General features: G+C 63.9%; 24 protein-coding genes and 1 other RNA gene. 8 read left to right on the forward strand and 17 right to left on the reverse strand.

The genetic code is table 11. The features are described 5' to 3' along the window. Positions 1-26 precede the first annotated feature (26 nt). On the reverse strand, positions 27-500 hold the full coding sequence (locus tag APH30_RS05285; RefSeq protein WP_054911879.1) for an Lrp/AsnC family transcriptional regulator: 474 nt from the start codon (positions 498-500) through the stop codon (positions 27-29). 378 nt (positions 501-878) lie between these two features. On the opposite strand from APH30_RS05285, the gene APH30_RS05290 reads away from it, so the two are divergent. Next, positions 879-2,552, forward strand: coding sequence for a GspE/PulE family protein (locus APH30_RS05290; RefSeq protein ID WP_054911880.1), 1,674 nt, complete (start codon positions 879-881; stop codon positions 2,550-2,552). An 86-nt stretch (positions 2,553-2,638) separates the two neighbouring features. Continuing rightward, entirely contained in the window at positions 2,639-2,953 is a 315-nt protein-coding gene (locus APH30_RS05295; protein ID WP_009684128.1) for a DUF2388 domain-containing protein, read from the forward strand. A gap of 45 nt (positions 2,954-2,998) precedes the next feature. Here the strand turns inward: APH30_RS05295 and gcvP are convergent, their stop codons facing one another. The 10 genes from gcvP to APH30_RS05345 all read right to left on the reverse strand — a co-directional run bounded on the left by gcvP (position 2,999) and on the right by APH30_RS05345 (position 15,423). Continuing rightward, positions 2,999-5,872 (reverse strand): aminomethyl-transferring glycine dehydrogenase, encoded by a 2,874-nt coding sequence (gene gcvP / locus APH30_RS05300; protein ID WP_054911881.1) that lies wholly within the window; start codon positions 5,870-5,872, stop codon positions 2,999-3,001. 193 nt (positions 5,873-6,065) lie between these two features. Beyond that, a complete protein-coding gene (gene gcvH / locus APH30_RS05305) occupies positions 6,066-6,449 on the reverse strand; it encodes a glycine cleavage system protein GcvH (protein WP_054911882.1) in 384 nt (127 codons plus the stop codon). 51 nt (positions 6,450-6,500) lie between these two features. Next, on the reverse strand, positions 6,501-7,583 hold the full coding sequence (gene gcvT / locus APH30_RS05310; protein WP_054911883.1) for a glycine cleavage system aminomethyltransferase GcvT: 1,083 nt from the start codon (positions 7,581-7,583) through the stop codon (positions 6,501-6,503). Positions 7,584-7,707: 124 nt separating this feature from the next. Continuing rightward, positions 7,708-9,330, reverse strand: coding sequence for an iron ABC transporter permease (locus tag APH30_RS05315; RefSeq protein ID WP_054911884.1), 1,623 nt, complete (start codon positions 9,328-9,330; stop codon positions 7,708-7,710). 162 nt (positions 9,331-9,492) lie between these two features. After that, positions 9,493-10,494 carry an extracellular solute-binding protein gene (locus APH30_RS05320; RefSeq protein WP_047150145.1) on the reverse strand — a complete coding sequence of 334 codons (1,002 nt, stop codon included), beginning with the start codon at positions 10,492-10,494 and terminating at the stop codon, positions 9,493-9,495. A 117-nt stretch (positions 10,495-10,611) separates the two neighbouring features. Then, the gene (locus APH30_RS05325) at positions 10,612-11,829 is read right to left on the reverse strand and encodes a 2-octaprenyl-3-methyl-6-methoxy-1,4-benzoquinol hydroxylase (RefSeq protein WP_177333708.1); all 1,218 of its coding nucleotides are present in this window, start codon (positions 11,827-11,829) and stop codon (positions 10,612-10,614) included. Between the two features lie 8 nt (positions 11,830-11,837). Next, positions 11,838-12,320, reverse strand: a complete 483-nt coding sequence (locus APH30_RS05330; protein ID WP_009684137.1) for a DUF4442 domain-containing protein — start codon at positions 12,318-12,320, stop codon at positions 11,838-11,840. After that, positions 12,317-13,516, reverse strand: a complete 1,200-nt coding sequence (gene ubiH / locus APH30_RS05335) for a 2-octaprenyl-6-methoxyphenyl hydroxylase (RefSeq protein ID WP_054905399.1) — start codon at positions 13,514-13,516, stop codon at positions 12,317-12,319. Before ubiH ends, APH30_RS05330 begins: the two co-directional genes overlap by 4 nt. Continuing rightward, a complete protein-coding gene (pepP, locus tag APH30_RS05340; RefSeq protein ID WP_054911886.1) occupies positions 13,513-14,847 on the reverse strand; it encodes a Xaa-Pro aminopeptidase in 1,335 nt (444 codons plus the stop codon). Before pepP ends, ubiH begins: the two co-directional genes overlap by 4 nt. A gap of 21 nt (positions 14,848-14,868) precedes the next feature. Continuing rightward, positions 14,869-15,423: a YecA family protein gene (locus tag APH30_RS05345; protein WP_054911887.1), complete on the reverse strand. Its 555-nt coding sequence runs from the start codon at positions 15,421-15,423 to the stop codon at positions 14,869-14,871. Between the two features lie 181 nt (positions 15,424-15,604). On the opposite strand from APH30_RS05345, the gene APH30_RS05350 reads away from it, so the two are divergent. From APH30_RS05350 to APH30_RS05360, 4 genes are all read left to right on the forward strand, one after another. Then, positions 15,605-15,787 (forward strand): TIGR02449 family protein, encoded by a 183-nt coding sequence (locus APH30_RS05350; protein WP_029886233.1) that lies wholly within the window; start codon positions 15,605-15,607, stop codon positions 15,785-15,787. Beyond that, on the forward strand, positions 15,784-16,104 hold the full coding sequence (locus APH30_RS05355) for a cell division protein ZapA (protein WP_009684142.1): 321 nt from the start codon (positions 15,784-15,786) through the stop codon (positions 16,102-16,104). Before APH30_RS05350 ends, APH30_RS05355 begins: the two co-directional genes overlap by 4 nt. A 17-nt stretch (positions 16,105-16,121) precedes the next feature. After that, positions 16,122-16,301: non-coding RNA, 6S RNA (gene ssrS, locus APH30_RS27540), on the forward strand. A gap of 80 nt (positions 16,302-16,381) precedes the next feature. Then, a complete protein-coding gene (locus tag APH30_RS05360; RefSeq protein ID WP_009684143.1) occupies positions 16,382-16,990 on the forward strand; it encodes a 5-formyltetrahydrofolate cyclo-ligase in 609 nt (202 codons plus the stop codon). A gap of 19 nt (positions 16,991-17,009) precedes the next feature. Here APH30_RS05360 and APH30_RS28995 read toward each other — a convergent pair whose 3' ends face one another. Continuing rightward, positions 17,010-17,162 carry a hypothetical protein gene (locus APH30_RS28995; protein ID WP_009684144.1) on the reverse strand — a complete coding sequence of 51 codons (153 nt, stop codon included), beginning with the start codon at positions 17,160-17,162 and terminating at the stop codon, positions 17,010-17,012. Between the two features lie 179 nt (positions 17,163-17,341). Between APH30_RS28995 and APH30_RS05365 the strand changes: the two genes are divergently transcribed. Continuing rightward, positions 17,342-17,791, forward strand: coding sequence for an EVE domain-containing protein (locus APH30_RS05365; protein WP_009684145.1), 450 nt, complete (start codon positions 17,342-17,344; stop codon positions 17,789-17,791). Between the two features lie 22 nt (positions 17,792-17,813). On the opposite strand, the gene APH30_RS05370 is transcribed toward APH30_RS05365, so the two are convergent. Next, positions 17,814-18,218 carry a flagellar basal body-associated protein FliL gene (locus APH30_RS05370; protein WP_009684146.1) on the reverse strand — a complete coding sequence of 135 codons (405 nt, stop codon included), beginning with the start codon at positions 18,216-18,218 and terminating at the stop codon, positions 17,814-17,816. Positions 18,219-18,387: 169 nt separating this feature from the next. Between APH30_RS05370 and APH30_RS05375 the strand changes: the two genes are divergently transcribed. Continuing rightward, positions 18,388-19,365, forward strand: a complete 978-nt coding sequence (locus tag APH30_RS05375; protein WP_054911888.1) for an NADPH:quinone oxidoreductase family protein — start codon at positions 18,388-18,390, stop codon at positions 19,363-19,365. A 70-nt stretch (positions 19,366-19,435) separates the two neighbouring features. Here APH30_RS05375 and APH30_RS05380 read toward each other — a convergent pair whose 3' ends face one another. From APH30_RS05380 to rho, 4 genes are all read right to left on the reverse strand, one after another. Further along, a complete protein-coding gene (locus APH30_RS05380) occupies positions 19,436-20,086 on the reverse strand; it encodes a gamma-glutamylcyclotransferase (protein WP_009684148.1) in 651 nt (216 codons plus the stop codon). A 245-nt stretch (positions 20,087-20,331) separates the two neighbouring features. Continuing rightward, positions 20,332-21,300, reverse strand: a complete 969-nt coding sequence (locus APH30_RS05385) for a CDP-6-deoxy-delta-3,4-glucoseen reductase (RefSeq protein ID WP_054911889.1) — start codon at positions 21,298-21,300, stop codon at positions 20,332-20,334. Further along, positions 21,300-22,766, reverse strand: coding sequence for a 4-hydroxy-3-polyprenylbenzoate decarboxylase (ubiD, locus tag APH30_RS05390; RefSeq protein ID WP_009684150.1), 1,467 nt, complete (start codon positions 22,764-22,766; stop codon positions 21,300-21,302). Before ubiD ends, APH30_RS05385 begins: the two co-directional genes overlap by 1 nt. A 205-nt stretch (positions 22,767-22,971) precedes the next feature. Next, a complete protein-coding gene (gene rho, locus APH30_RS05395; protein ID WP_029886229.1) occupies positions 22,972-24,231 on the reverse strand; it encodes a transcription termination factor Rho in 1,260 nt (419 codons plus the stop codon). Positions 24,232-24,281 lie beyond the last annotated feature (50 nt).

Raw genomic sequence — 24,281 nt, forward strand, 5'->3', positions numbered from 1 at the left:
CAAGGCCGCTCCTACACGAAACCACGTCAGCGGGTCTTGAGCGGCAGGCTGGTCGTGGACTTGATCTCTGAAAGCGCCACAATCGAGTTTACTTCCTGAATCCCCGGCACGTTCGACAGCTTTTCGAAGAAGAACCGCTCATAGGCCTCGATATCCGAGGTAACGATGCGCAGCAAAAAATCCACCGCGCCCATCAGCACATAGCATTCCAGCACCTCCGGGAAGCCGCGAATGGCCTCGGTGAATTCGGTGAAGTTGGAGCGCCCGTGGGCATTGAGCTTCACCTCGGCGAATATCTGGGTGTTCAGGCCGATCTTCTTGCGGTCGAGCAAGGTCACCTGCCCACGAATCACCCCCTCCTCCTTCAAACGCTGGATACGCCGCCAGCACGGTGACTGTGACAGCCCCACACGCTCGGCAATCTGCGCGCTGGAAAGCGAAGCGTCCTCTTGCAGCAGTTCAAGAATGCGCCGATCGTAGGCGTCCAGCTCGCTATGCATTGCTGTTTCTCCATAGTGGGTGCTGACGAATTGCTCAATTCGGTAGCCAAGCAAAATGGTCAAATCATAGCGAATAAAGGCTGCCTAATGCCTGTCAGTTAAGCGTTACTGGGGCTGCTTTGCAGCCCTTCGCGGGCACGCCCGCTCCCACACGTTAGGCGCTGAACTCAAGAAATGCGCGATCCCCTGTGGGAGCGGGCGTGCCCGCGAAGGGGCGCAAAGCGGCCCCAAATTACTTAACTGACTGGCATTGGCCTATAGCCTCGCGGAATGCCTCTACACCGTACGTGTAAAACCCCGAAACCCTTCCCCCGTGATGCCCGCGCCCCGCCCGGCTAGCCTGACCGGCACATTCCCGATCAGGCACGGACGCCCAGCATGCATAGCCCGCACACAATGACCCTCGACCTTGAACACGTGCTCGCCGCCCTGGTCGCCGACCAGCACCTGCACGCCAACGACACCCAGCACGTGCGCGATCACGCCGCCGCCCACCCCGCTTGCCATCCGCTCGAACAGATCGCCGCCTGCAGCCTGGAACACCGCCAACAGCCTGGCCAGCAGCTGGACCTTGAGCACCTTTGCCAATGGCTGGCCCGCAAGGTCGGCCAGCCTTACCTGCGCATCGACCCCATGCAGCTCGACCTGCCCCAAGTCAGCGGCCTGATCGCGCCGGCCTTCGCCCAGCGCCACGGCATCCTCATCGTCGCAGCCGACGCCCTCGGCGTTACCGTCGCCAGTGCCGATCCCTACCAGAACGACTGGCAGGCCGACCTGGCCCGCAGCCTGGGCCGGCCGATTCGTCGGGTGCTGGCCAGCCCGTTGCAGATCCGCCAGGCAGGGCAGTCATTCCAGCACCTCGCCCAGTCGGTAAAAGGCGCGCAATACCAGCAGGCCGCCGGCCTGGGCGAACTCGAGCAACTGCTGGAACTGGGCAAGCGCCAGGCCGAAGCCAGCGCCGACGACGCGCACATCGTGCACATCGTCGACTGGTTGCTGCAGTACGCTATCGAACAACGTGCCAGCGACATTCACCTGGAACCCCGCCGCGATCAGGGCCAGTTGCGCTACCGCATCGACGGCCTGCTGCATAACGTGTACGCCTTTCCTGCCGGCGTGACCTTGGCACTGGTCAGCCGCCTCAAGCACCTGGGGCGCATGGATGTGGCGCAAAAGCGCCGGCCACAGGACGGCCGCCTGCACAGCCGCCTGCCCGGCGGCGGTGAGGTCGAGCTACGGCTGTCGACCCTGCCAACCGCCTACGGCGAAAAGCTGGTGCTGCGCCTGTTCGACCCGCAGCAACTGCACGAGGGCTTCGACCGCCTCGGCCTGCAAGGCCAGCAACTGGCCCAGTGGCAGCGCCTGTTGGCCAAGCGCCAGGGCATCATCCTGGTGACCGGCCCCACCGGCTCCGGCAAGACCAGCACGCTGTATACCAGCCTCAAGCTATTGGCCACGCCACAGGTCAACCTGTGCACCATCGAAGACCCCATCGAGCGCCTGGAGCCGGCGTTCAACCAGTTGCAGGTGCAGCCCGCCCTGGACCTTGGTTTTGCCGCCGGGGTACGCGCCCTGCTGCGTCAGGACCCGGACATCATCATGATCGGCGAAATTCGCGACCGCGAAACGGCCCTGGTGGCGGTACAGGCCGCCCTGACCGGACATTTGGTGCTGTCTACCCTGCACACCAACGATGCCTGCGCGGCCATCACCCGCCTGCAGGAACTGGGCGTGGCCGACTACCTGATCAAGGCGACGCTGGTCGGCGTCATGGCCCAGCGCCTGGTACGCACCCTGTGCCCGGACTGCCAAGCGAATACCTGCGCCCACTGCCGTACCTGCCGAGGCACCGGCTTTCATGGCCGCACCGGTTTATTTGAACTGCTCGAGCCCAGCGACCAGCTGCGCGCGCTGATCGGCCGGGATGCCGACCTGACCATTCTGCGGCAACAGGCCCGGGCCGATGGCCTGGTGGATCTTCGCCGTTGTGGCGAGGCCAAGGTGATCACTGGGCAGACCTGCATGCATGAGGTATTGCGCGTGTGCGGCTGACGAAAAGCCCCGGCATTCAGGAACTTGCCCCATTGGAAAAGATCCAACGGCGCATCTTCAACCCCCACCCTTCGAGGTGTTTCAACATGCGTCTCAAAACTGCCGTTGCCGCCGCTGCCCTGCTCTCGCTGCCTATGGGCTCGGCCATGGCTGATACCTTTTGGCGTAACGTGATTTCTTCCGGGGCAACGACTGGTTCGACCTACCTGACGTCGCGGGACCACAAGCTTGTCCTCGCCGCGCAGGACGACGCCAGCAGCTTCGTTGCCAGCGAAGGTGCGATTCGTGGGCCGTTCCTGGAAGCCGCCATGCACCAGGCACGGGCCGAGAACCCGGGGCTGCAGGCCTCGGACATGGAGCTGGCCAATGCCATCCTGGCCAAGAATGCGGTAGCCGAGTAAAACCCCGGGGCGCGCGCTGCGCGCCCAATCGGTCACCCTGCGCTTTCAGCGATAAGCCTCCACCGGCACACAGGCACAGAACAGGTTGCGGTCCCCATACACGTTGTCGACCCGGTTAACCGCCGGCCAGTATTTGTGTTGGCGCACATGCGCAGCCGGTGCCACCGCCTGCTCCAGGCTGTAGGGCCTGTCCCATATGCCCAAGACATCGGCCAAGGTATGCGGCGCATGCCTGAGCGGGCTGTTCTCTGCCGGCCACTTGCCATCCTGAACGTCCGCTATCTCCGCGCGAATTGCCAGCATCGCTTCGATAAAGCGGTCCAGCTCGGCCTTGGACTCACTTTCGGTCGGTTCCACCATCAGCGTACCCGGCACCGGGAACGACATGGTCGGTGCATGGAAGCCGTAGTCCATCAGGCGCTTCGCCACGTCCTCCTCGCTGATGCCCGTCAGCGCCTTCAACGGCCGCAGGTCGAGTATGCACTCATGCGCCACGCGCTGGTTACGCCCGCGGTAGAGCACCGGGAAGGCCCCAGCCAGCTGGCTGGCCAGGTAGTTGGCAGAGAGGATCGCCACCTCGCTGGCGTCAGCCAGTTGCGGGCCCATCATGGCAATGTACATCCAGCTGATCGGCAGAATGCTGGCGCTGCCCCAGGGCGCAGCGCTGACCGCACTGTTGTTCGGATCCAGGCCGGGGACCGGTACCACCGGGTGGCTGGCGACGAAGGGTTGCAGATGAGCGCGAACACCGATCGGCCCCATGCCCGGACCACCACCGCCGTGGGGGATGCAGAAGGTCTTGTGCAGGTTCATGTGCGACACATCGGCACCGATGTCGGCAGGGCGCGCCAACCCCACCTGGGCATTGAGGTTGGCGCCGTCCATGTACACCTGGCCGCCGTGCTGGTGCACCACGTCACAGATTTCGCGAATGCCCTCTTCGTACACGCCGTGGGTTGAGGGGTAGGTGATCATCAGGCACGACAGGCGCTCACCGGCTGCACCGGCCTTGGCCTTGAGGTCTGCCAGGTCGACGTTGCCGCCCTGATCGCAATCGACTATCACCACCTCCATGCCGGCCATCTGTGCCGACGCCGGGTTGGTGCCGTGTGCCGACGACGGGATCAGGCACAAGGTACGCTGCGGCTGCTGGCGGCTGCGGTGGTAGCGGGTAATCGCCATCAGGCCAGCGTACTCACCCTGGGCCCCGGAGTTGGGCTGCATGCAGATGGCATCGAAGCCGGTAATGGTGCACAGCCAGCTTTCCAGCTCGTCGATCATCGCCTTGTACCCGACGGCCTGCCCCACCGGGGCGAACGGGTGCAGCTGAGCGAAAGCAGGCCAGGTGATCGGGATCATCTCGCTGGTAGCATTGAGCTTCATGGTGCAGGAGCCCAGCGCAATCATCGACTGGTTCAGCGCCAGGTCCTTGTTCTCCAACTGCTTGAGGTAGCGCAGCATCTCGGTTTCGCTGTGGTGCAGGTTGAACACCGGGTGGGCAAGGAACGGGGAATGCCGCACCAGGCTGGGCGGAATGCCTTCGGCCAGGGCCGACTGGTCAAGCGCGGCGATGTCCAGCCCGTGGTCAACCCCCACGAAAATGTCCAACAGGCGCAGCACTGTCTGCTCGTTGCAGGTTTCATCCAGGCTCACGCCCAGGTGGCCGCGGCCCAGTATGCGCAGGTTGACCTGTGCGGCTTCAGCGCTCTCGATGATGGCTGCCTGTGCGCCACCCACGTCGAGGGTAAGGGTGTCGAAGAAGTGCTGGTTGAGGCGCTTGATGCCTTTGGCCGCAAGGCCGGCCGCCAGAATGACCGTCAGCCGGTGCACGCGCTGGGCAATGCGCTTAAGGCCTTGCGGGCCGTGGTAGACCGCGTAGAAGCCGGCGATGTTGGCCAGCAGCACCTGCGCCGTGCAGATGTTGGAGTTGGCTTTTTCACGGCGGATATGCTGTTCGCGGGTTTGCAGGGCCATGCGCAGCGCGGTGTTGCCACGGGCATCACGCGACACGCCGATGATGCGCCCAGGCATGGCCCGCTTGTAATCGTCGCGGCAGGCGAAATACGCCGCATGTGGCCCGCCGTAACCCATCGGTACACCAAAGCGCTGGCTGGAACCTAACACCACATCGGCGCCCAGCTCGCCGGGCGGCGTGAGCAGTACCAGGCTGAGCAGGTCGGCAGCTACGCAGGCCAGGGCGTGCTGGCCATGCAAGTGCTCGATCAGCGGGCGCAGGTCGCGCACCTCGCCGTGGGTATCGGGGTACTGCAGCAAGGCGCCGAATACCGCATGCGTGTTCAGGTTATCCACAGAGTCGATGATCAGTTCGAAGCCGAAGCCTTCGGCGCGGGTCTTGAGCACTGACAGGGTTTGCGGGTGGCAGTGCTCATCCGCGAAGAATGCGTTGCTCTTGCTGCGCGCCACGCGCTTGGCCAGGGCCATGGCCTCGGCGGCGGCAGTCGCCTCGTCCAGCAGCGAGGCGTTGGCCAGGGCCAGCCCGGTCAGGTCGATGACCATCTGCTGGTAGTTCAGCAGCGCCTCCAGCCGGCCCTGGGCTATTTCAGGCTGGTAAGGCGTGTAGGCGGTGTACCAGCCGGGGTTTTCCAGCACGTTGCGCAGGATGACCGTGGGGGTGATGGTGCCGTGGTAGCCCATGCCGATCAGGCTGGTCCATATCTGGTTTTGCGCGGCGTAACCCGCGAGCTTGGCCAAGGCCGCCTGCTCATCGAGGGCCGGTGGCAGGTCGAGGGGGCGCTTGAGGCGGATGCCTGGCGGAACGGTTTGCTCGATCAGCTCGGCGCGGCTCGCCACGCCCAGTGCGTTGAGCATGGCCTGCTGCTCGGCGGTATCCGGGCCCAGGTGGCGACGCAGGAACGGGTTGAGCTCTTGCAGTTGATGCAGGGACGGCGACTGGGACATGACCACGCTCTCTTCCTGGAACAGCTCTCATGGAGACTACAAGTCTAGGAAGGGATTGCCGGTTGTGCGGGGAAAGTTGGTTGCAGGTCCGGCCTCTTCGCGGCTAAAGCCGCTCCTACAAGGGGTCGCGCAAGACGCAGGGCCATGCAATACCTGTAGGAGCGGCTTTAGCCGCGAAGCAGGCGACGCGGTCTTATTCGCCGATCGCAGCCTTGTAACCGGCAGCATCCAGCAGCTTGTCCAGCTCGGCATCGTTGCTTGGCTTCAGCTTGAAGATCCACGATTCGTAAGGCTTTTCGTTGAGCAGCTCCGGGCTGTCAGCCAGCTCTTCGTTCACCGCGATCACTTCGCCACCCACTGGGGCATAGATGTCCGAAGCGGCCTTGACCGACTCGACCACGCCGGCAGCGTCACCCGCGGCGAATACCTTGCCGACTTCGGCAAGTTCGACGAACACTACGTCACCCAAGGCCTCCTGGGCGTAGTCGCTGATGCCCACGGTAACGCTGCCGTCAGCTTCCAGGCGGGCCCACTCGTGGCTTTCGGCGAAACGCAGTTCGGCGGGGATATTGCTCATGTCTTGAATTCCTCGATTGGCTCAGCGGTACGCCCGCCGGTAAATAATGGTTCAGATCAGGATCTTGCCGTGGCGCACGAAGGTCGGTTTGACCACCCGCACCGGGTACCACTTGCCGCGAATTTCCACCTCGGCCCGGTCACCAGTGGCCATGGGCACGCGCGCCAAGGCAATGGACTTGCTCAGCGTAGGCGAGAAACTACCACTGGTGATCTCCCCTTCGCCAATACCGGCGACACGCACGACCTGATGGGCGCGCAGCACGCCGCGCTCTTCCAGTACCAGGCCGACCAGTTTTTCCTGCACACCGTGCTCGATTTCCGCCAACAGGGCAGCGCGGCCAATGAAGTCACGCTCGGCAGGCTCCCAGGCAATGCTCCAGCCCAGGTTGGAGGTAAGCGGGGTGTGCTGCTCGTCAATGTCCTGGCCGTACAGGTTCATGCCGGCTTCCAGGCGCAGGGTGTCGCGGGCGCCAAGGCCGCTGGGGGCGATGCCAGCACCCACCAGGTCGTTGAAGAAGCCCACGGCCTGGTCGCCAGGGAAGATGATCTCGAGGCCGTCTTCACCGGTATACCCGGTGCGGGCAATGAACCAGTCGCCTTCGGCAAAGCCTTCGAACGGGCGCAGTTCGCGGATCAGCGCGGCACGCGCGGCGCTAAGCAGGGGCGCAACCTTTTCTCGGGCACGCGGGCCCTGGATGGCGAGGATGGCCAGGTCGGGGCGGACCTTGAAGTCCACGGCATAACCGTCACGCTGCTGCTGCAGCCAGCCGAGCACCTTGGCGCGGGTGGCGGCGTTGGTGACCAGGCGATAGCCATCTTCCGTGCGGTATACGATCAGGTCGTCGATCACTCCGCCCTGCGCCTGCAGCAGCGGGCTGTATAACGCTTTGCCGGTGTCGTCGAGGCGGGCCACATCGTTGGCCAGCAGGCGCTGCAGCCAGGCGGTGGCATCGCTGCCATCGACATCGATCACAGTCATGTGGGAAACATCGAACACCCCGCAATCGCTGCGCACCTGATGGTGCTCCTCGACCTGCGAGCCATAGTGCAGGGGCATGTCCCAGCCACCGAAATCGACCGTTTTGGCGCCTAGCGCCAGGTGCAGGTCGTACAAAAGCGTGCGCTGTCCCATGGGTTTCTCCTTCCGGGCGTGGCGAAGCGGCGGCGGTCGATGACGTTGCGCGTCAGCTCTTGTTGTTTGACACCCGCCGCGCGAATGCCGCGCATTGTAGCCGCAAGCCCGCGCGCTGGCACCCTCAGTGACCGTGGCCGGGTCGACGGGCCGAACGGCGGATCAGGCCGATGACCGGCAACAGGCCCACCAGCACCAGCGTCAGGGCGGGCAACGACGCTCGCGCCCATTCGCCTTCACTGGTCATCTCGAAAACCCGCACCGCAAGCGTGTCCCAGCCGAACGGCCGCATCAGCAAGGTGGCCGGCATTTCCTTGAGTACGTCGACAAACACCAACAAGGCGGCGCTGAGGGCGCCAGGCAGCAACAGCGGCAGGTAGACCTTGAGGAACAACCTGGCACCGCCGACACCCAGGCTGCGTGAAGCCTCGGGCAAAGAAGGCCGAATGCGCTCCAGGCTGCTTTCCAGTGGCCCGTAAGCCACGGCGATAAAGCGCACCAGGTAAGCCAGCAGCAAGGCCGACAGGCTGCCCAGCAGCAACGGTTTGCCGGCCCCGCCCAACCAGCCGGACAACGGGATGACCAGCTGGTTGTCCAGGTAACTGAAGGCCAGCATGATCGACACCGCCAACACCGAACCGGGCAAGGCATAGCCCAGGTTGGCCAGGCCGACCCCGGCGCGTATGCCGGCGCTCGGCGCCTGGCGCCGGGCGAAGGCCAGCAGCAATGCTGCGCTCACGGTGAGCAGCGCGGCCATGGCGCCCAGGTACAAGGTGTGCGACACCAGGCCGACATAGCGCTCGTCCAGGTCATGCCGCCCGCGCTGCCAGAACCACGCCAGCAGTTGCAGCAGCGGGATGACGAAGGCGCAGGCGAACACCAGCAGGCACCAGCCGCTGGCCAGCAACGCCTTCAGCCCGCGCAAGCGGTACAGCGCCTGCCCGCGTGGCCGCTCGTTGCCACTGCGGCTGGCGCCGCGGGCGCGGCGCTCGCCGTACAGCACCAGCATCACCGCCAGCAGCAACAGGCTGGCCAGCTGGGCTGCGCTGGACAGGCTGAAAAACCCGTACCAGGTCTTGTAGATGGCCGTGGTGAAGGTGTCGAAATTGAACACCGCCACCGCACCGAAATCGGCCAAGGTTTCCATCAGCGCCAGGGCGACACCGGCGCCGATCGCCGGCCGCGCCATCGGCAACGCCACCCGCCAGAAGGCCTGCAAGGGTGATAACCCAAGCACCCGCGCGGCCTCCATCAAGCCTTTGCCCTGTGCCAGGAACGCCGTGCGCGCCAGCAGGTAGACATAGGGGTAGAACACCAGCACCAGCACGATGATGACCCCGCCGGTAGAGCGCACCCGGGGCAGGCGCATGGGGCCGAATACCTCGCGCAGTACGGTCTGCACCGGGCCCGCGAAGTCCAGCAGGCCGACGAACACGAAAGCCAGCACATAGGCGGGTATGGCGAACGGCAACATCAGCGCCCAGTCCAGCCAGCGCCGGCCGGGGAACTCACAGAGGCTGGTGAGCCAGGCCAGGCTGACGCCCAGCACGGTGACGCCGATGCCCACACCCACCACCAGCGTCAGGGTATTGCCCAGCAGGCGAGTCATCTGGGTATCGAGCAGGTGCGACCAGATCTGCACGTCTATGGATTGCCACGACAGCAGCAGCACGCTGAGGGGCAGGAGCACCAGGGCAGCGATCAGCGATACCGGCAAGTACCAGCGGCGTTGGGGGGTGTGGGACAAGGTGAATGTCTCTATGGCTGGTTTGCGACCGCTTTGCGGTCGTTCGCGGGCTCGCCCGCTCCCACAGGGACTGCCCATATCTCAAGGGCAGTGCAGATCCTGTGGGAGCGGGCGAGCCCGCGAAGAGGCCCTTTCAGGCCCCGAGAGGATAAAGCCCGGCGCTTAATTCCAGCCAGCCCGATCCATCAGACGGATGGCTTCAGCCTGGCGTTTGCCGGCAATTTCCACCGGAATGCTGTCAGCCTTGAAGCTGCCCCACGCCGCCACTTCTTCCGATGGCCTGACCTTCGGGTTGGCCGGGAATTCCTGGTTGATGTCGGCGAACAGTTTCTGCGCTTCTTCACCCGTCATCCATTCCACCAGCTTGGTCGCTGCCTCGGGGTGCGGTGCATGTTTGGTCAGGCCAATGCCCGACAGGTTCACGTGCACGCCACGGTCGCCCTGGTTGGGCCAGAAGAGCTTCACCGGCAACTGCGGGTTCTGCTTGTGCAGGCGGCCGTAGTAGTAGGTGTTGACGATGCCCACGTCGCACTGGCCGGCCTCGATGGCCTGAATCACCGCGTTGTCGTCGGAGAACACATCGGTGGACAGGTTGTTGACCCAGCCTTTGACGATTTGCTCGGTCTTCGCCTCGCCATGGGTTTCGATCAGGGTGGCGGTCAGCGACTGGTTGTAGACCTTTTTCGCCGTGCGCAGGCACAGGCGGCCTTCCCATTGCTTGTCGGCCAGGGCCTCGTAGGTGCTCAACTCTGCCGGTTTGACCCGCTCGCTGGAGTAGACGATGGTGCGCGCGCGCAAGCTGAGGCCGGTCCAGTCATGGGACGAGGCGCGGTACTGCGGCGGAATGTTCTGGTCGATGGTGGCGGACTTGATCGGCTGCAGGATGCCCATTTGCTCGGCCTGCCACAGGTTGCCGGCATCGACGGTCAACAGCAGGTCGGCCACGCCATTGTCGCCCTCGGCCTTGATGCGCTGCATCAGCGGCGCTTCCTTGTCGGTGATGAACTTGATCTTGACGCCGGTTTTGGCGGTATAGGCATCGAACACCGGCTTGATCAGCTCATCGATGCGCGAGGAGTACACCACCACTTCTTCCGCTGCCTGGGCGGTGCCGCCGAACAAAGTCAGGGCCAGGGCGGCCAGTAGGGGCTTGCGTGGCAACATGGAAAGCGCTCCTCGGAAGGTATGAGAGGCGCAAATGGTAGTGAATCCCATTTTCTTGCTCATCCTTTGAGCCGTTACCGGATGTTGCAGAGGGGCCGCAAAGCGGCCCCGGCCATCTCAAGCCCTGGCCAATTCCGGCAAATCCCCGGACAGCCCCAACGCCTGGCGCACGAACATCGCCTTGGCTTCGGGCATCTGCTGCACCAGCTTCAGCCCACTGTTGCGCAACCAGCGCAACGGCAGCGGGTTGGCCTGGAACAACCGCTCGAACCCTTCCATCGCCGCCATCAGCGCCAGGTTATGCGGCATGCGCCGGCGCTCGTAACGGCTCAGTACCTTCACATCCGCCAGCCGTTCGCCACGCTCGCAGGCCTTGCCCAGTACGTCGGCCAGTACCGCCGCATCCAGAAACCCCAGGTTGACGCCCTGCCCGGCCAAGGGGTGGATGGTGTGGGCCGCATCACCCACCAACGCCAGGCCGTGCTCCACGTAGCGCTTGGCGTGGCGCTGACGCAGCGGTACACACACCCGTGGGTCGGCCTGCAACACGCTCCCCAGGCGCCCCTCGAAGGCCCGCTCCAGGGCCTGCACGAAGGCAGCGTCATCCAGCGCCATCAACCGCTCGGCCTGCTCCGGCGTGGTCGACCAGACGATCGAGCACCAGTCTTGCTGGCCACCTCGGGTCAACGGCAGGAAGGCCAGCGGCCCCTCATCGGTGAAGCGCTGCCAGGCTGTGGCCTGGTGCCCGGCGCTGCAACGCACGCTGGTCACGATGGCGTGGTGCAGGTAATCCCATTCGCGGGTGTCGCAACCGGCCAGCCGCCGCACGGCCGAATGGGCGCCATCGGCCGCGACCACCAACGGCGCGCGCAGGCGCCGGCCATCGGCCAGGGTCAGCAGCCAGTCATCGCCAGAGCGGCGCAGTTGTTCCAGCCGCGCGTTGGCCAGCAGGCCGACATCGCTGTCGTGCAGGCGCTCCAGCAGGCTGTCCTGCACCACCCGGTTCTCGACGATATGGCCGAGCACCTGGGCGTGCACGCTGGCGGCCGAAAAGTGGATCTGCCCGGTGCCGCTGCCGTCCCACACATGCATGTCGGAATACGGCGTGGCACGCCGCTGGGCAATGCCCTCCCAGGCACCGAGGCGTTCGAGAATGCGCTGGCTGGCGGCCGACAAAGCGCTGACACGCGGTTCGAACGGCGCCTGGGCATCGAACGGCTTGACCGTCAGCGGGCCGCCGTCGAGCAAGAGGATTTGCAAGCCACTGTGGCGTAACGCCAGGGCCAGGGCGCTGCCGACCATACCGGCACCGACAATCAACAGATCTGCGCGCATTTCCATGCCTACGCCAGCCTCGCTTGCGGCTTGAGCCGCACATATAGGGTTTTATCGACCCGCGCCACCAGTTCGCCGGCGCCATCGCGGATATCGACCTGCACACGCGGCAGGCACTTCTTGCCGGTAGCGGTCTGCTGGCGAATGTCGTCCAGCAGCGCGTCATCGACGTGGAATTCGGCAAACACCGGGCCTTTGCCCGGCGCGATGAAATCGATGCTGGCGGCCTTGTCCCAGACAATGTAGTCGCGCCCCAGCTGCTCGATCAGCAACAGCATGTAGAACGGGTCGACCATGGCATACAGGCTGCCGCCAAACTGGGTACCGACGTAATTGCGGTTCCAGCGCGTCAGCTTCATCGCCACCTTCACGCTGCGCAGGTCCGGGCTGATGTGCTGCACGCGGATACCTGCCCCCAGGTAAGGCGGGTAAAGGTTCAACAGCCAGCGCAGCATGCGCGCCCGGCGCGCGCGTTTACGTGGGTTGCTCATGCCTGGCCCTGCCGGTCGGGGCGGGTGCCCAGGCCCATGGCCTGGCGAGCGAACCAGCTTTTGGCCGGTGGCAGCAGGTCGAGCCCGAGCAGGCCCAGGTTGCGCCCGGCGGCCAGCAACGGCTGCTGGCTGCCGAACAGGCGGGTGACCTGGTCGGAGAAGCCGATGGTCATGGCCTGGTCCAGGCGCTGGCGCTGGTGATAGGCCTGCAGCGTGGCCAGGTCGCCCGGGCGCTGCGGGCCGGCAAGCAGCGCCTCGGCCAACGCCTGCACGTCACGCAACGACAAGTTGAACCCCTGCCCGGCAATCGGGTGCAAGCTGTGCGCAGCGTTGCCCAGCACCACCAACTGTGGCCGCACCTGCTCCTGGGCTTCGATCAACGACAGCGGGTACAGATGCCGTGCACCCACCTGGCGCAGCGCGCCCAGCCGGTAGCCGAACACCCCCTGCAACTCGCGCAGGAAACTGCGCTCGTCGATGGCGGCCAGGCGTTTTGCGTCCATGCCCTGGCGGGTCCATACCAGCGCGCAGCGGTTATCCGGCAATGGCAGCAGGGCCATGGGGCCGTCTTCGGTAAAGCGCTCGAAGGCCTGGCCGCCATGGGCCTCGCCTGGGCTGATGTTGGCGATCAGGGCGCTTTGCTGGTAGGGCGTATGGCGCACCTGGATGCCCAGTTGCTCGCGCAAACCAGAACGGCCGCCATCGGCCAGCACTGCCAGGTCGCATTGCAGCTGGGTGTCGTCGTTCAAGCGCAGCTGGTAGCCACCGTCGACCGCCTGCAGCGCGGTCACTTCTGCCGGGCAGCGCCAGCTGACCACCTCGCGGTCCAGGCCTTGCCACAGGCACTGGCCCAGCCAGGCGTTCTCCACCACGTAACCCAGCGCCGGCACGCCTTCTTCCTGGGCATCCAGGCGGGTGGCGCCAAAGCGGCCACGGTCGGAGACGTGAATCTGCCGGATCGGCTCGGCGCGCTGGCCAATGGCCTGCCACAGGCCCAGTTGCTGATAGATCTGCTGGGTGCCGAACGATAACGCCGAAGAGCGGGCATCGTAGCTGGGCTGGTAACTGTCGCCAGGGGCGAACGGCTCGATCAGCAGGATCTTCCAGCCTCTGGCCTTGGCCCCGGCCTGCAAGGCCAACGCCAGGCTGGCACCCACCAGGCCGCCACCAATGATTGCCAGGTTTACCCGGTTCATGCGGCATCCTTGCGTGCAGCCTGCATCAGCGCCTCGATCTCGGCGACCGTGCGTGGCACGCCCGAAGTGAGGATTTCACAACCTTGCCTGGTCACCACCACGTCGTCCTCGATCCTTACGCCAATGCCGCGCCACTTCTTGGCAACGGCCTGATTGTCGGCACCAATGTAGATACCCGGTTCGACGGTCAGCGCCATACCCGGTTCCAGCACCCGCCATTCACCGCCCACCTTGTACTCGCCCACATCGTGTACATCCATGCCCAGCCAGTGGCCGGCGCGGTGCATGTAGAAGGCGCGGTAGGCTTCGCTGTCGATCAGCGCCTGCACATCGCCTTCCAGCAGGCCCAGTTCCACCAGCCCGGTGGTGATGACCCGCACGGTCGCCTCATGGGCATGGTTCCAGTGCTTGCCGGGGGCGATTTCGGCGAACGCGGCCGCCTGCGCCTTGAGCACCAGCTCGTAGATAGCCTTCTGCTCGGGTGAGAAGCGCCCGCTGACCGGGAAGGTGCGGGTGATGTCACTGGCGTAGCAGTCGATTTCGCAGCCGGCGTCGATCAGCACCAGGTCGCCCTCCCTGAGCGGTGCGTCATTCTGCTGGTAGTGCAGGATGCAGCCATTGCGCCCAGCGGCAACGATGGAGCCGTAGGCCGGCATCTTCGCCCCGCCCTTGCGGAACTCGTAGTCCAGCTCGGCTTCCAGGCTGTATTCGTACAACCCGGCCCGGCAGGCCTGCATGGCCCGCACATGGGCACGCGCAGAAATGTCTGCAGCCGCGCGCATGACCTTCACTTCCGCTGCAGATTTATACAGGCGCATGTCATGCAGCAGATGATCCAGCGCAACGAACTCGTTCGGTGGCTGGGCGCCCAGCCGGGCCTTGGAGCGGATCACGTTGATCCAGTCCATCAACCGGCGGTCGAATTCAGGGTTGCTGCCCATGGCGCTGTACACCCGCTCGCGGCCTTCGATCAGGCCAGGCAGGATTTCGTCGATGTCAGCGATGGGGAATGCATCGTCGGCGCCAAAATCACTCACCGCGCCTTCCTGGCCGGCGCGCAAGCCATCCCACAGCTCCCGCTCGGGGTTGCGCTCACGGCAGAACAACACGTACTCACCGTGCTCACGCCCGGGGATCAGGGCAATGACCGCCTCTGGCTCGGGGAAGCCGCTGAGGTACTGGAAGTCGCTGTCCTGGCGGTACACGTGCTCGACGTCGCGGTTGCGGATGGCAACCGCGGCGGCGGGCAGGATGGCGATGCTGTTGGGGACCATCTGCGCCATCAGCGCCTTGCGCCGCCGGGCATACTCGGCCTTGGGAATGTGGCTCATGGGCAGACTACCCCTGGTTGATCAGTGCAGCGATGGCTTGGGCGCGGGTGCGGAAGGCTTGGCCAGCTCGGAGAACAGCAGCAGCGGCGCAACGCGCAGGTACTCCATGACTTCCATGTAGTCGCTCTCGCCGTCCTCGGATTCTTCGAGGGCTTCCTGCACCTGGGAAATGGCCACCAGGTCCTGCAGCACTTCCTTGGCCTCGTCGGACAAGTCCTTGCCGCCGGCGTTCAGGCCAAAGCCGGTGATGAAGCCCTGGCACCACTGCCCCAGCGCGGTGGCGCGGTCGGTCAGCGCGGCATCGTCGGAAGGCAGCAGCAGAACGATGGCCATGTCGTCGCTGGTGAGCTCGCCCTTGACCATTTCCTGCAGGCCAACCAGGGCGTTGCGCACGGAGTCACCGGGCTCGGTTTCCAGCAGTTGGGCCGCGTCGGCCAGCCAGCCGTCGGCATCGAAGCCGGCACCGGCGCAGCTGCGGCCAATCAGCAGGCCGTGCAGTTCGGCCGGGGTGACAGGGTGGCCATTGCTGGACAGCAGCATGGCGAAAGCGATGTAGGGCGATTGGGTATTGGGCATGGGCAGCTAGGCGCCAGACGGCGCAAATGACTAGAATGAGGCCTTGTATCCTAGCACCGGCAGGCGCGCCAAGACCATCGGCACTGGCCGTCGCCACCCAGGGAGAGGCATCATCGCCAGGTGACCGAACGACGGAGCGAATCGAGTGCAACCCACGCAAGAGAACGACCTGCAGGCACTGATGAGCCGTTTCGAGCTGCTGATCGAACGTGTCGAGCAACTAAAACGGCAAAATGCACTCCTAGTAGCTCAGGAAAAGTCCTGGCGCGAAGAGCGCGCCCACCTCATCGAAAAAAACGAGATAGCCAAGCGCAAGGTCGAGTCGATGATTTTACGCCTCAAGGCTCTGGAGCAAGACTCATGAGTTCAAGCAATAGCGTCACCGTGCAGATCCTCGACAAGGACTACTCGATCATCTGCCCGCCGGAAGAGCGCAACAACCTGGTCAGCGCAGCCCGCTACCTGGACAGCAAGATGCGCGAGATCCGCAGCAGCGGCAAGGTGATCGGCGCCGACCGCATTGCCGTCATGGCCGCGTTGAACATCACCCACGAGATGCTGCACCGCCAGGAAGACCGCAGCGCGGCGCCCGTCAGCGGCACCAACCGCGAACAGGTGCGCGACCTGCTGGATCGGGTGGACAAGGCTTTGTCCGACGACACGGATACCAAAATCGGCTGAGATTGGTATACTGGCGCCACTCCCTGGGGGATGCGCCAGTCGGTTATGTCCCTGAGCCGATACGCACAACCACGGGGGTTGCACGCTGGGGCCGGTGTGCATGTCCGCCCGACGGAAAGCCTTAACGCCCCCTGCAATCTCCACCTTGAACTTTCGGGTTCAAGGGCTACACCGATAGCGGTCTTATCGGGGAGCCTGAATTCCTTGCCCGCCCCCTGTGGCGGGCAATTCGTTTGTGCCGCGTCTGGCGGCCAGCACGCCTGGGATCGCCTGTGCCATGACCGACACCGCGCCGCTTACCCGCCCTCAGCTTCGCCGTTTGCTGCGCAATGCCCGTCGCGCCCTCACCCCCGCCCAGCAACGCCAGGCGGCCCGTGGGCTGTACCGGCAACTGGCCCAGCACCCCCTGTTCCGCCGTGCCAGGCACATTGCCCTGTACCTGCCCAACGACGGCGAAATAGACCCGCGCCTGTTATTGCGTGAAGCCCAGCGCCGCGGCAAGCGCACCTACCTGCCGGTACTGCATGCCTGGCCGCGCACGCGCATGGTGTTCCAGCGTTTCGAGCCAGGGGAAAAACTGCGACCCAACCGTTTCCGTATCCCCGAACCGGTTATCGAGCGCAAACGCCAACGGCCCATCTGGGCACTGGACCTGATTCTGTTACCGCTGGTGGGCTTTGATGAGGTGGGCGGGCGCCTGGGCATGGGTGGCGGCTTCTATGACCGCAGCCTGGCCTACCAGGGGCGCCGGCAAAGCTGGAAAAAACCGTTGCTGCTGGGCTTGGCGCATGAGTGCCAGAAGGTCGAGCGGCTGGCGCAGGCCAGTTGGGACGTACCGTTGCAGGGCACGGTCTCGGACCGTGGCTGGTACCTGGCGCCGCGGTAATCGGCGCCAGCAGGGGGCATCAACGTTGTGGCTGGCTGGCGTCTGCCGACGTTTGGTAGGCGTTGTCCAGCTTGCGCTCCCATAGCCCTTGCGCATAACCGGTAGTGACCACACCCAGGCCAAAAATAAACACCAGGACCCACAGCAGATCCGGTTTTTTACGTTGATACATGGAAGATTGCCCCCCAAGGCAAACTGTTCAGGCTCGGCGGCTTTCTGAGTGCCGCCGGAGCATCGCGCATTAAACGGGGCGCATTTTCCGACAACCTGCGTCTGCAAGCAAACCTTGACGCCAACCGGCTGTCGGTTTCGTGCAACAGGTTATTACAAACCTTTTCAGGAGCGACACGCATGGCCTACTGGCTGATGAAATCCGAGCCCGACGAACTCTCCATCGAAGCGCTGGGGCGCCTGGGCGAAGCGCGCTGGGACGGCGTGCGCAATTACCAGGCGCGTAATTTCCTGCGGGCCATGAGCGAGGGTGACAGGTTCTTTTTCTACCATTCCAGCTGCCCGCAGCCTGGCATCGCCGGTATTGGCGAAATCATTCGTGCGGCTTACCCCGACCCGACTGCCCTGGACCCGCAAAGCCCATACCATGATGCCAAGGCCACAGCCGAGAAGAACCCGTGGAGCGCAGTGGATGTGGCGCATGTGCAAACCCTGCCACGGGTACTGGAGCTGGGCCAGCTGAAGCAGCAGGCCGGCCTGGCCGAACTGCCGCTGGTGCAGAAGGGCAGCCGCCTGTCGGTCATGCCGGTAACCGCCGAGCAATGGGCGGTGATTGTCGCGTTGCGCTGAAACCGCGCGCCAGCGGCGCCGTTTACTGCACGATCAGATTGTTGAACAGCAGGTCCTCAACGATCGGCTTGCCCTCTTCGGCTTCCATCACCTGCTGCACCTGTTTCAGTGCCTCCTGGCGCAGGTGCTCCTTGGCCTCGACATTGCTCATGCTGTCGACAGTCTGTTGGGTGAACAGCGCCACCAGCTGGTTACGGATCAGCGGTTCGTGGTGCTGAACGGCCTTGGCGGCTTCATCACCGGTCACACGCAGGGCCACATCGGCCTTGTACACCCGCAGGCGGGGGCCGCCATCCAGGGCATAGTTGCCGACAAAAGGCGGGCTCAGGGTGATGTAGGCAACCTTGGGGGCACCCTCCTTGGCTTCTTCGGCCATGGCCGCAGTTGGCAGCAACAGCGCCAGTACCATCAAGATCCACGCTTTCACGAATTCGCTCCTCATTCCAATTGGCGCCAGCTTACCCAGCGCTGCGCGCAAACCCAAGCCCAGGCTCACGCCGCCGCTTATGCCTGCCCATCAGGGCGGGCCATGCTCGTTGACCCGGTACACCGCCCTCCTACACTTATCGGCCACGACCCGCAAAGGAATAGCCCCAATGAAAGCTGTGTTGTGCAAAACCCTTGGCCCGGCGGGCAACCTGGTGCTGGAAGAAGTCGCCAGCCCACTGCCGAAGAACAACGAAATCCTGCTGGACGTGCAGGCGGCCGGGGTCAACTTTCCTGACACGCTGATCATCGAAGGCAAGTACCAGTTTCAGCCACCGCTGCCGTTCTCCCCCGGTGGTGAGGCGGCCGGTGTGGTAGCCGCGGTCGGGGAAAAGGCCGGCGCCTTCAAGGTCGGTGACCGGGTCATGGCGCTGACCGGCTGGGGGGCGTTTGCCGAGCAGGTGGCAGTGCCGTTCTACAATGTGCTGCCGATCCCGGCGAGCATGGACTTCACCACGGCAGCGGCGTTTGGCATGACCTATGGCACCTCGATGCATGCCCTGCGCCAGCGTGGCCAATTGCAAGCGGGTGAGACCTTGTTGGTGCTGGGTGCGTCCGGTGGCGTCGGCCTGGCGGCGGTGGAGATCGGCAAGGCCATGGGGGCACGGGTAATCGCGGCCGCCAGCAGTGCCGACAAACTGGCGGTGGCCAAGGCAGCCGGGGCAGATGAACTGATCGACTACAGCCAGGCCAGCCTGCGCGAGGAAATCAAGCGCCTGACCAACGGCCAGGGGGTGGACGTGATCTACGACCCGGTCGGTGGCGAGCTGTTCGAGCAGGCGGTACGCGGGCTGGCCTGGAATGGCCGGTTGCTGGTGGTGGGGTTCGCCAGTGGCACCATTCCACAGCTGGCAGCCAACCTGGTGCTGCTCAAAGGCGCGGCGGTGCTTGGGGTGTTCTGGGGTGCGTTTGCCCAGCGCCAGCCGCAGGACAATGCGGCCAACTTCCAGCAGCTGTTTGCCTGGCATGCCCAAGGCAAGTTGAAACCGCTGGTGTCGCAGACTTATCCACTGGCCAAGGCCGGGGCTGCCATTGAGAAACTGGGGCAGCGGCAGGCTGTGGGTAAGTTGGTGGTGCTGGCCAGGTAAGGCTTTAGATCTTCATCTGCAGTTCCGGCCTCTTCGCGGGCGTGCCCGCGAAAAAGCCGGCACAGGCTGATCAAACCTCTCGCGGGTTATGGCAACGGCGGAACCGCGCCTCCAGGTTGCGATCAGGCATCTGGTGGCTGCGCAGGGCCTGCAAGGTCTGTTCGACATAGTCGCGGGTGGTGCCGTAGCGCCCTTTGGCGCTGGCCAGGATATGGCTGAGCAAGGTATCCGGCAGATCGCCGGCATAGCAGGGTAAATGCCGCTCCAGCACAAAGCCCAGCGCCTGCACCTTGGTGCCATCGCCCAGCCGGCAGTTGAGCCAATGCGGCCGATAGGCCGGGTAAGGCATCTCACGTTGCCACAGGGCCATGAGCGAGTCGTCCAGGTTGCTTTCATCCAGCCGGTAGGCAAAGCCACTGCAGGACCCGCCACGGTCCAGGCCGAATACCAGCCCGGGGGTTTCCGGGGTGCCGCGATGCTCATGCGACCACAAGTAGAGCCCCCGGTGATAACCATGTACGCGTGCGCGCTGGCGCTCCACCGAATTGCACTCGGGGCGCCAGATCAACGAGCCATAGGCAAACAGCCACACCGGCCCACCCGGGTGCCGAGACATGGTGGTCTTCATGGAGTTGAACAACTGTTCGTGCGTATGTTGCTGACCAAAGTCGAGTGTCGGTGGATATGAAACTTTCCACGACATGCTTTCAAGTGCCGACATAAGCTGCCGCCAGGATTCCTGTGAACTACGGATGTAGCGAAATTCGATGAGGTTAAGCGCCAAGGCCTCTATACCAAGGCGCTTGCACTAACCATAGGTCAGAACCGCAGGAATACTCAAGCCCTCGTAGCCAGGTTTCATGCGCGCAGCCGACGACTGGAAATGATTGTTTCAACAACAGGGAAAGTTATTAATCAAGGCGGTAACAATTACCGCCTTATAACCTGACTTGCCAACTTGGGTTATTAGCCACGTGGGGCATAGGCAAATACATCGGCACGCATACGGTGCGCATCCATGCCGGCTTCGACCAAGGCGTCGAGTGTGGCGTAGATCATGTTTGGCGAGCCACTGGCATACACATGCACAGTATTGAGGTCGGCGATGTCCTCGCAAACGGCTTCATGCAACATGCCGCACCGCCCTTCCCAGCCGCACAGATCGCTGACCACCTGGTGCAGGTACAGGTTGGGCAGGCGCTGCCATTCGTCCCAGTGCTCGATCTGGTAAAAATCTTCAGGCCGACGCACCCCCCAGTACAGGTACACCGGGTACTGGAAGCCCTTGGCGCGGCAATGCTCGACCAGGCTGTGCATCTGGCCCATGCCGGTGCCGGCGGCAATCAATACCAACGGGCCCTCGGGCAACTCGGCCAGGTGGGTGTCGCCAAACGGCATTTCGATACGCGCCAGGCCGTCGCGCTTGAGCTGCTCGATCAGTTGCTGGGCACTAGGCTCGCGCGCCAGTACGTGCAGCTCCAGTTCACGCCCGCCGTGCGGCGCAGACGCCAGCGAGAAGGCCGCCTGCTTGCCGCCCTCACGCTCGATCATCAGGTACTGCCCGGCGTGGTAACGCGGGGGTTTGCCCGCCGGTGCACGCAAGCGCACCCGCCACACGTCGCCACCGACGTCGACGCATTCACTCACGCTGCACGCCAGCTTGCGCACAGGCAACTCGCCCAGGGCGAGCACACCGTCCCAGAGCAACACGCAGTCCTCCAGCGGTTCGGCAATGCAGGTGAACAACTCGCCATGGTCGCGGATTTCGCCGTCCTGACGGACCCGGCCCTCGACCAACAACGCGGCGCAGACATGGCAATTGCCATTGCGGCAGCTGTTCGGGCAGTCATAGCCCAGCCGCCGCGCTCCATCCAGGATCCGTTCCCCGGGTTCGAGCGCCAGCACCGCCCCGGACGGCTGCAACGTTACCTGCATCAATCTATTCCCAACTGATCCCACAGCTCATCGATACGCCGGGTGACGGCTTCGTCCTTGACGATGACCCGCCCCCATTCGCGTGTAGTCTCGCCTGGCCACTTGTGCGTGGCATCCAGGCCCATCTTCGACCCCAACCCCGAAACCGGCGACGCGAAGTCGAGGTAGTCGATCGGGGTGTTGTCGATCATCACCGTATCACGCTTGGGGTCCATGCGTGTGGTGATTGCCCAGATCACATCGTTCCAGTCCCGGGCGTTGATATCGTCATCGGTGACAATAACGAACTTGGTGTACATGAACTGTCGCAGGAACGACCATACACCCAACATCACGCGCTTCGCATGGCCGGGGTACTGCTTCTTCATGGTCACCACCGCCATGCGGTACGAGCAACCTTCCGGCGGCAGGTAGAAGTCGGTGATCTCCGGGAACTGCTTTTGCAGGATCGGCACGAACACTTCGTTCAGCGCGACACCGAGAATGGCCGGCTCATCAGGCGGGCGACCGGTGTAGGTGCTGTGGTAGATCGGCTTGAGCCGGTGGGTGATGCGCTCGACGGTGAACACCGGGAAGCTGTCCACTTCGTTGTAGTAGCCGGTATGGTCACCATACGGGCCCTCGGGGGCCATTTCGCCAGGGTGAATCACGCCTTCCAGGATGATTTCGGCGGTGGCCGGCACCTGCAGGTTGCTGCCACGGCACTTCACCAGTTCGGTGCGGTTGCCGCGCAGCAGGCCGGCGAAGGCATATTCAGAGAGGGTGTCCGGTACCGGCGTCACGGCGCCCAGGATGGTTGCCGGGTCTGCGCCCAGGGCGACCGCAACCGGGAACGGCTGGCCCGGGTTCTTCTCGCACCATTCGCGGTAGTCGAGCGCACCGCCCCGGTGGCTGAGCCAACGCATGATGACCTTGTTGCGGCCGATCACCTGCTGCCGGTAGATACCCAGGTTCTGGCGGTCCTTGTTCGGCCCGCGGGTCACGGTCAGGCCCCAGGTGATCAGCGGCGCCACGTCGCCAGGCCAACAGTGCTGGATAGGCAGCGCGCCAAGGTCGACATCGTCACCCTCGACCAGCACTTCCTGGCAGACCGCGTCCTTGACCACTTTCGGCGCCATCGACACGACTTTCTTGAAGATCGGCAGCTTCGACCAGGCGTCCTTCAGGCCCTTCGGCGGCTCGGGCTCCTTGAGAAACGCCAGCAATTTGCCGATTTCCCGCAGTTCATCGACCGACTCGGCGCCCATGCCCATGGCCACGCGCTCCGGGGTGCCAAACAGGTTGCCGAGCACCGGGATGTCGAAGCCTGTGGGGTTTTCGAACAGTAACGCCGGGCCTTTGGCACGCAGGGTGCGGTCGCAGACCTCGGTCATTTCCAGGACGGGGGAGATCGGAACCTGGATGCGCTTGAGCTCGCCGCGCTGTTCCAGGCCACGGATGAAGTCGCGCAAGTCGCGATACTGCATGCGGGAGCCTCGTATTGGCCGTATCGGTCGGGGGTGCAGAGTGTAGCGCCGTTCGGGGTTTGTTTGGGGGCAAAAATGCAGTGGGGCCGCTTCGCGCCCCTTCGCGGGCACGCCCGCTCCCACATGGATCACACTGAACCTGTGGCAGCGGGCGTGCCCGCGAAGGGGCGCGAAGCGGCCCCATTCAGTTCCGGTCTGGAAACGCTTACTTGCGCTTCATCGACAGGAAGAACTCGTCGTTGGTCTTGGTTTGCTTGAGCTTGTCGACCAGGAACTCGATGGCGGCGATTTCATCCATCGGGTGCAGCAGCTTGCGCAGGATCCACATGCGCTGCAATTCGTCGTCGGCGGTCAGCAGCTCTTCGCGGCGGGTACCGGAGCGGTTGATGTTGATGGCCGGGAACACGCGCTTCTCGGCGATGCGGCGATCCAGCGGCAGCTCCATGTTGCCGGTGCCCTTGAACTCTTCGTAGATCACTTCATCCATCTTCGAGCCGGTTTCGACCAGCGCGGTGGCGATGATGGTCAGCGAACCGCCTTCCTCGATGTTACGTGCCGCACCGAAGAAGCGCTTCGGCTTTTCCAGGGCGTGGGCGTCGACACCACCGGTCAGTACCTTGCCAGAGCTCGGGATCACGGTGTTGTAGGCACGCGCCAGGCGGGTGATGGAGTCCAGCAGGATCACCACGTCTTTCTTGTGCTCGACCAGGCGCTTGGCCTTCTCGATCACCATTTCGGCAACCTGCACGTGGCGCGCTGGCGGCTCGTCGAAGGTAGAGGCAACCACTTCGCCGCGCACGGTACGCTGCATTTCGGTCACTTCTTCCGGGCGCTCGTCGATCAGCAGGACGATCAGGTGGCACTCAGGGTTATTACGGGTGATGTTCGCCGCGATGTTCTGCAGCATGATGGTCTTGCCCGCTTTTGGCGGAGCAACGATCAGGCCGCGCTGGCCTTTGCCGATCGGGGCGCACAGGTCGATGACGCGGCCGGTCAAGTCCTCGGTGGAACCGTTGCCGGCTTCCATCTTCAGGCGCTTGTTCGGGAACAGCGGCGTCAGGTTTTCGAACAGGATCTTGTTCTTGGCGTTTTCCGGGCGGTCGAAGTTGATGGTGTCGACCTTCAGCAGCGCGAAGTAACGCTCCCCTTCTTTCGGTGGGCGGATCTTGCCGACGATGGTGTCGCCGGTGCGCAGGTTGAAACGGCGGATCTGGCTGGGCGAGACGTAGATATCGTCAGGGCCGGCCAGGTAGGACGCATCAGCCGAACGCAGAAAACCGAAACCATCCTGGAGAATCTCCAGCACGCCATCACCGGAGATCTCTTCGCCGCTTTTCGCGTGCTTTTTCAGCAGGGCGAAAATCACGTCCTGTTTGCGCGAACGGGCCATGTTTTCGATGCCCATCTGTTCGGCCATTTCCAAAAGATCGGTAATCGGCTTTTGCTTGAGTTCAGTCAGGTTCATAAGGGGAATGACGTAATCATGTAAGAAGGGAGAATTAAGCTTTGGCTTAA

Source organism: Pseudomonas sp. NBRC 111127 (assembly GCF_001320345.1).
In the GTDB taxonomy this organism is placed as follows: domain Bacteria; phylum Pseudomonadota; class Gammaproteobacteria; order Pseudomonadales; family Pseudomonadaceae; genus Aquipseudomonas; species Aquipseudomonas juntendi.

Coding starts and splice junctions, on each gene's coding strand:
- APH30_RS05285 (WP_054911879.1), bottom strand. CDS start 500: ATGCATAGCGAGCTGGACGCCTACGATCGGCGCATTCTTGAACTGCTG.
- APH30_RS05290 (WP_054911880.1), top strand. CDS start 879: ATGCATAGCCCGCACACAATGACCCTCGACCTTGAACACGTGCTCGCC.
- APH30_RS05295 (WP_009684128.1), top strand. CDS start 2,639: ATGCGTCTCAAAACTGCCGTTGCCGCCGCTGCCCTGCTCTCGCTGCCT.
- gcvP (WP_054911881.1), bottom strand. CDS start 5,872: ATGTCCCAGTCGCCGTCCCTGCATCAACTGCAAGAGCTCAACCCGTTC.
- gcvH (WP_054911882.1), bottom strand. CDS start 6,449: ATGAGCAATATCCCCGCCGAACTGCGTTTCGCCGAAAGCCACGAGTGG.
- gcvT (WP_054911883.1), bottom strand. CDS start 7,583: ATGGGACAGCGCACGCTTTTGTACGACCTGCACCTGGCGCTAGGCGCC.
- APH30_RS05320 (WP_047150145.1), bottom strand. CDS start 10,494: ATGTTGCCACGCAAGCCCCTACTGGCCGCCCTGGCCCTGACTTTGTTC.
- APH30_RS05325 (WP_177333708.1), bottom strand. CDS start 11,829: ATGCGCGCAGATCTGTTGATTGTCGGTGCCGGTATGGTCGGCAGCGCC.
- APH30_RS05330 (WP_009684137.1), bottom strand. CDS start 12,320: ATGAGCAACCCACGTAAACGCGCGCGCCGGGCGCGCATGCTGCGCTGG.
- ubiH (WP_054905399.1), bottom strand. CDS start 13,516: ATGAACCGGGTAAACCTGGCAATCATTGGTGGCGGCCTGGTGGGTGCC.
- pepP (WP_054911886.1), bottom strand. CDS start 14,847: ATGAGCCACATTCCCAAGGCCGAGTATGCCCGGCGGCGCAAGGCGCTG.
- APH30_RS05345 (WP_054911887.1), bottom strand. CDS start 15,423: ATGCCCAATACCCAATCGCCCTACATCGCTTTCGCCATGCTGCTGTCC.
- APH30_RS05350 (WP_029886233.1), top strand. CDS start 15,605: ATGAGCCGTTTCGAGCTGCTGATCGAACGTGTCGAGCAACTAAAACGG.
- APH30_RS05355 (WP_009684142.1), top strand. CDS start 15,784: ATGAGTTCAAGCAATAGCGTCACCGTGCAGATCCTCGACAAGGACTAC.
- APH30_RS05360 (WP_009684143.1), top strand. CDS start 16,382: ATGACCGACACCGCGCCGCTTACCCGCCCTCAGCTTCGCCGTTTGCTG.
- APH30_RS28995 (WP_009684144.1), bottom strand. CDS start 17,162: ATGTATCAACGTAAAAAACCGGATCTGCTGTGGGTCCTGGTGTTTATT.
- APH30_RS05365 (WP_009684145.1), top strand. CDS start 17,342: ATGGCCTACTGGCTGATGAAATCCGAGCCCGACGAACTCTCCATCGAA.
- APH30_RS05375 (WP_054911888.1), top strand. CDS start 18,388: ATGAAAGCTGTGTTGTGCAAAACCCTTGGCCCGGCGGGCAACCTGGTG.
- APH30_RS05380 (WP_009684148.1), bottom strand. CDS start 20,086: ATGTCGGCACTTGAAAGCATGTCGTGGAAAGTTTCATATCCACCGACA.
- APH30_RS05385 (WP_054911889.1), bottom strand. CDS start 21,300: ATGCAGGTAACGTTGCAGCCGTCCGGGGCGGTGCTGGCGCTCGAACCC.
- ubiD (WP_009684150.1), bottom strand. CDS start 22,766: ATGCAGTATCGCGACTTGCGCGACTTCATCCGTGGCCTGGAACAGCGC.
- rho (WP_029886229.1), bottom strand. CDS start 24,231: ATGAACCTGACTGAACTCAAGCAAAAGCCGATTACCGATCTTTTGGAA.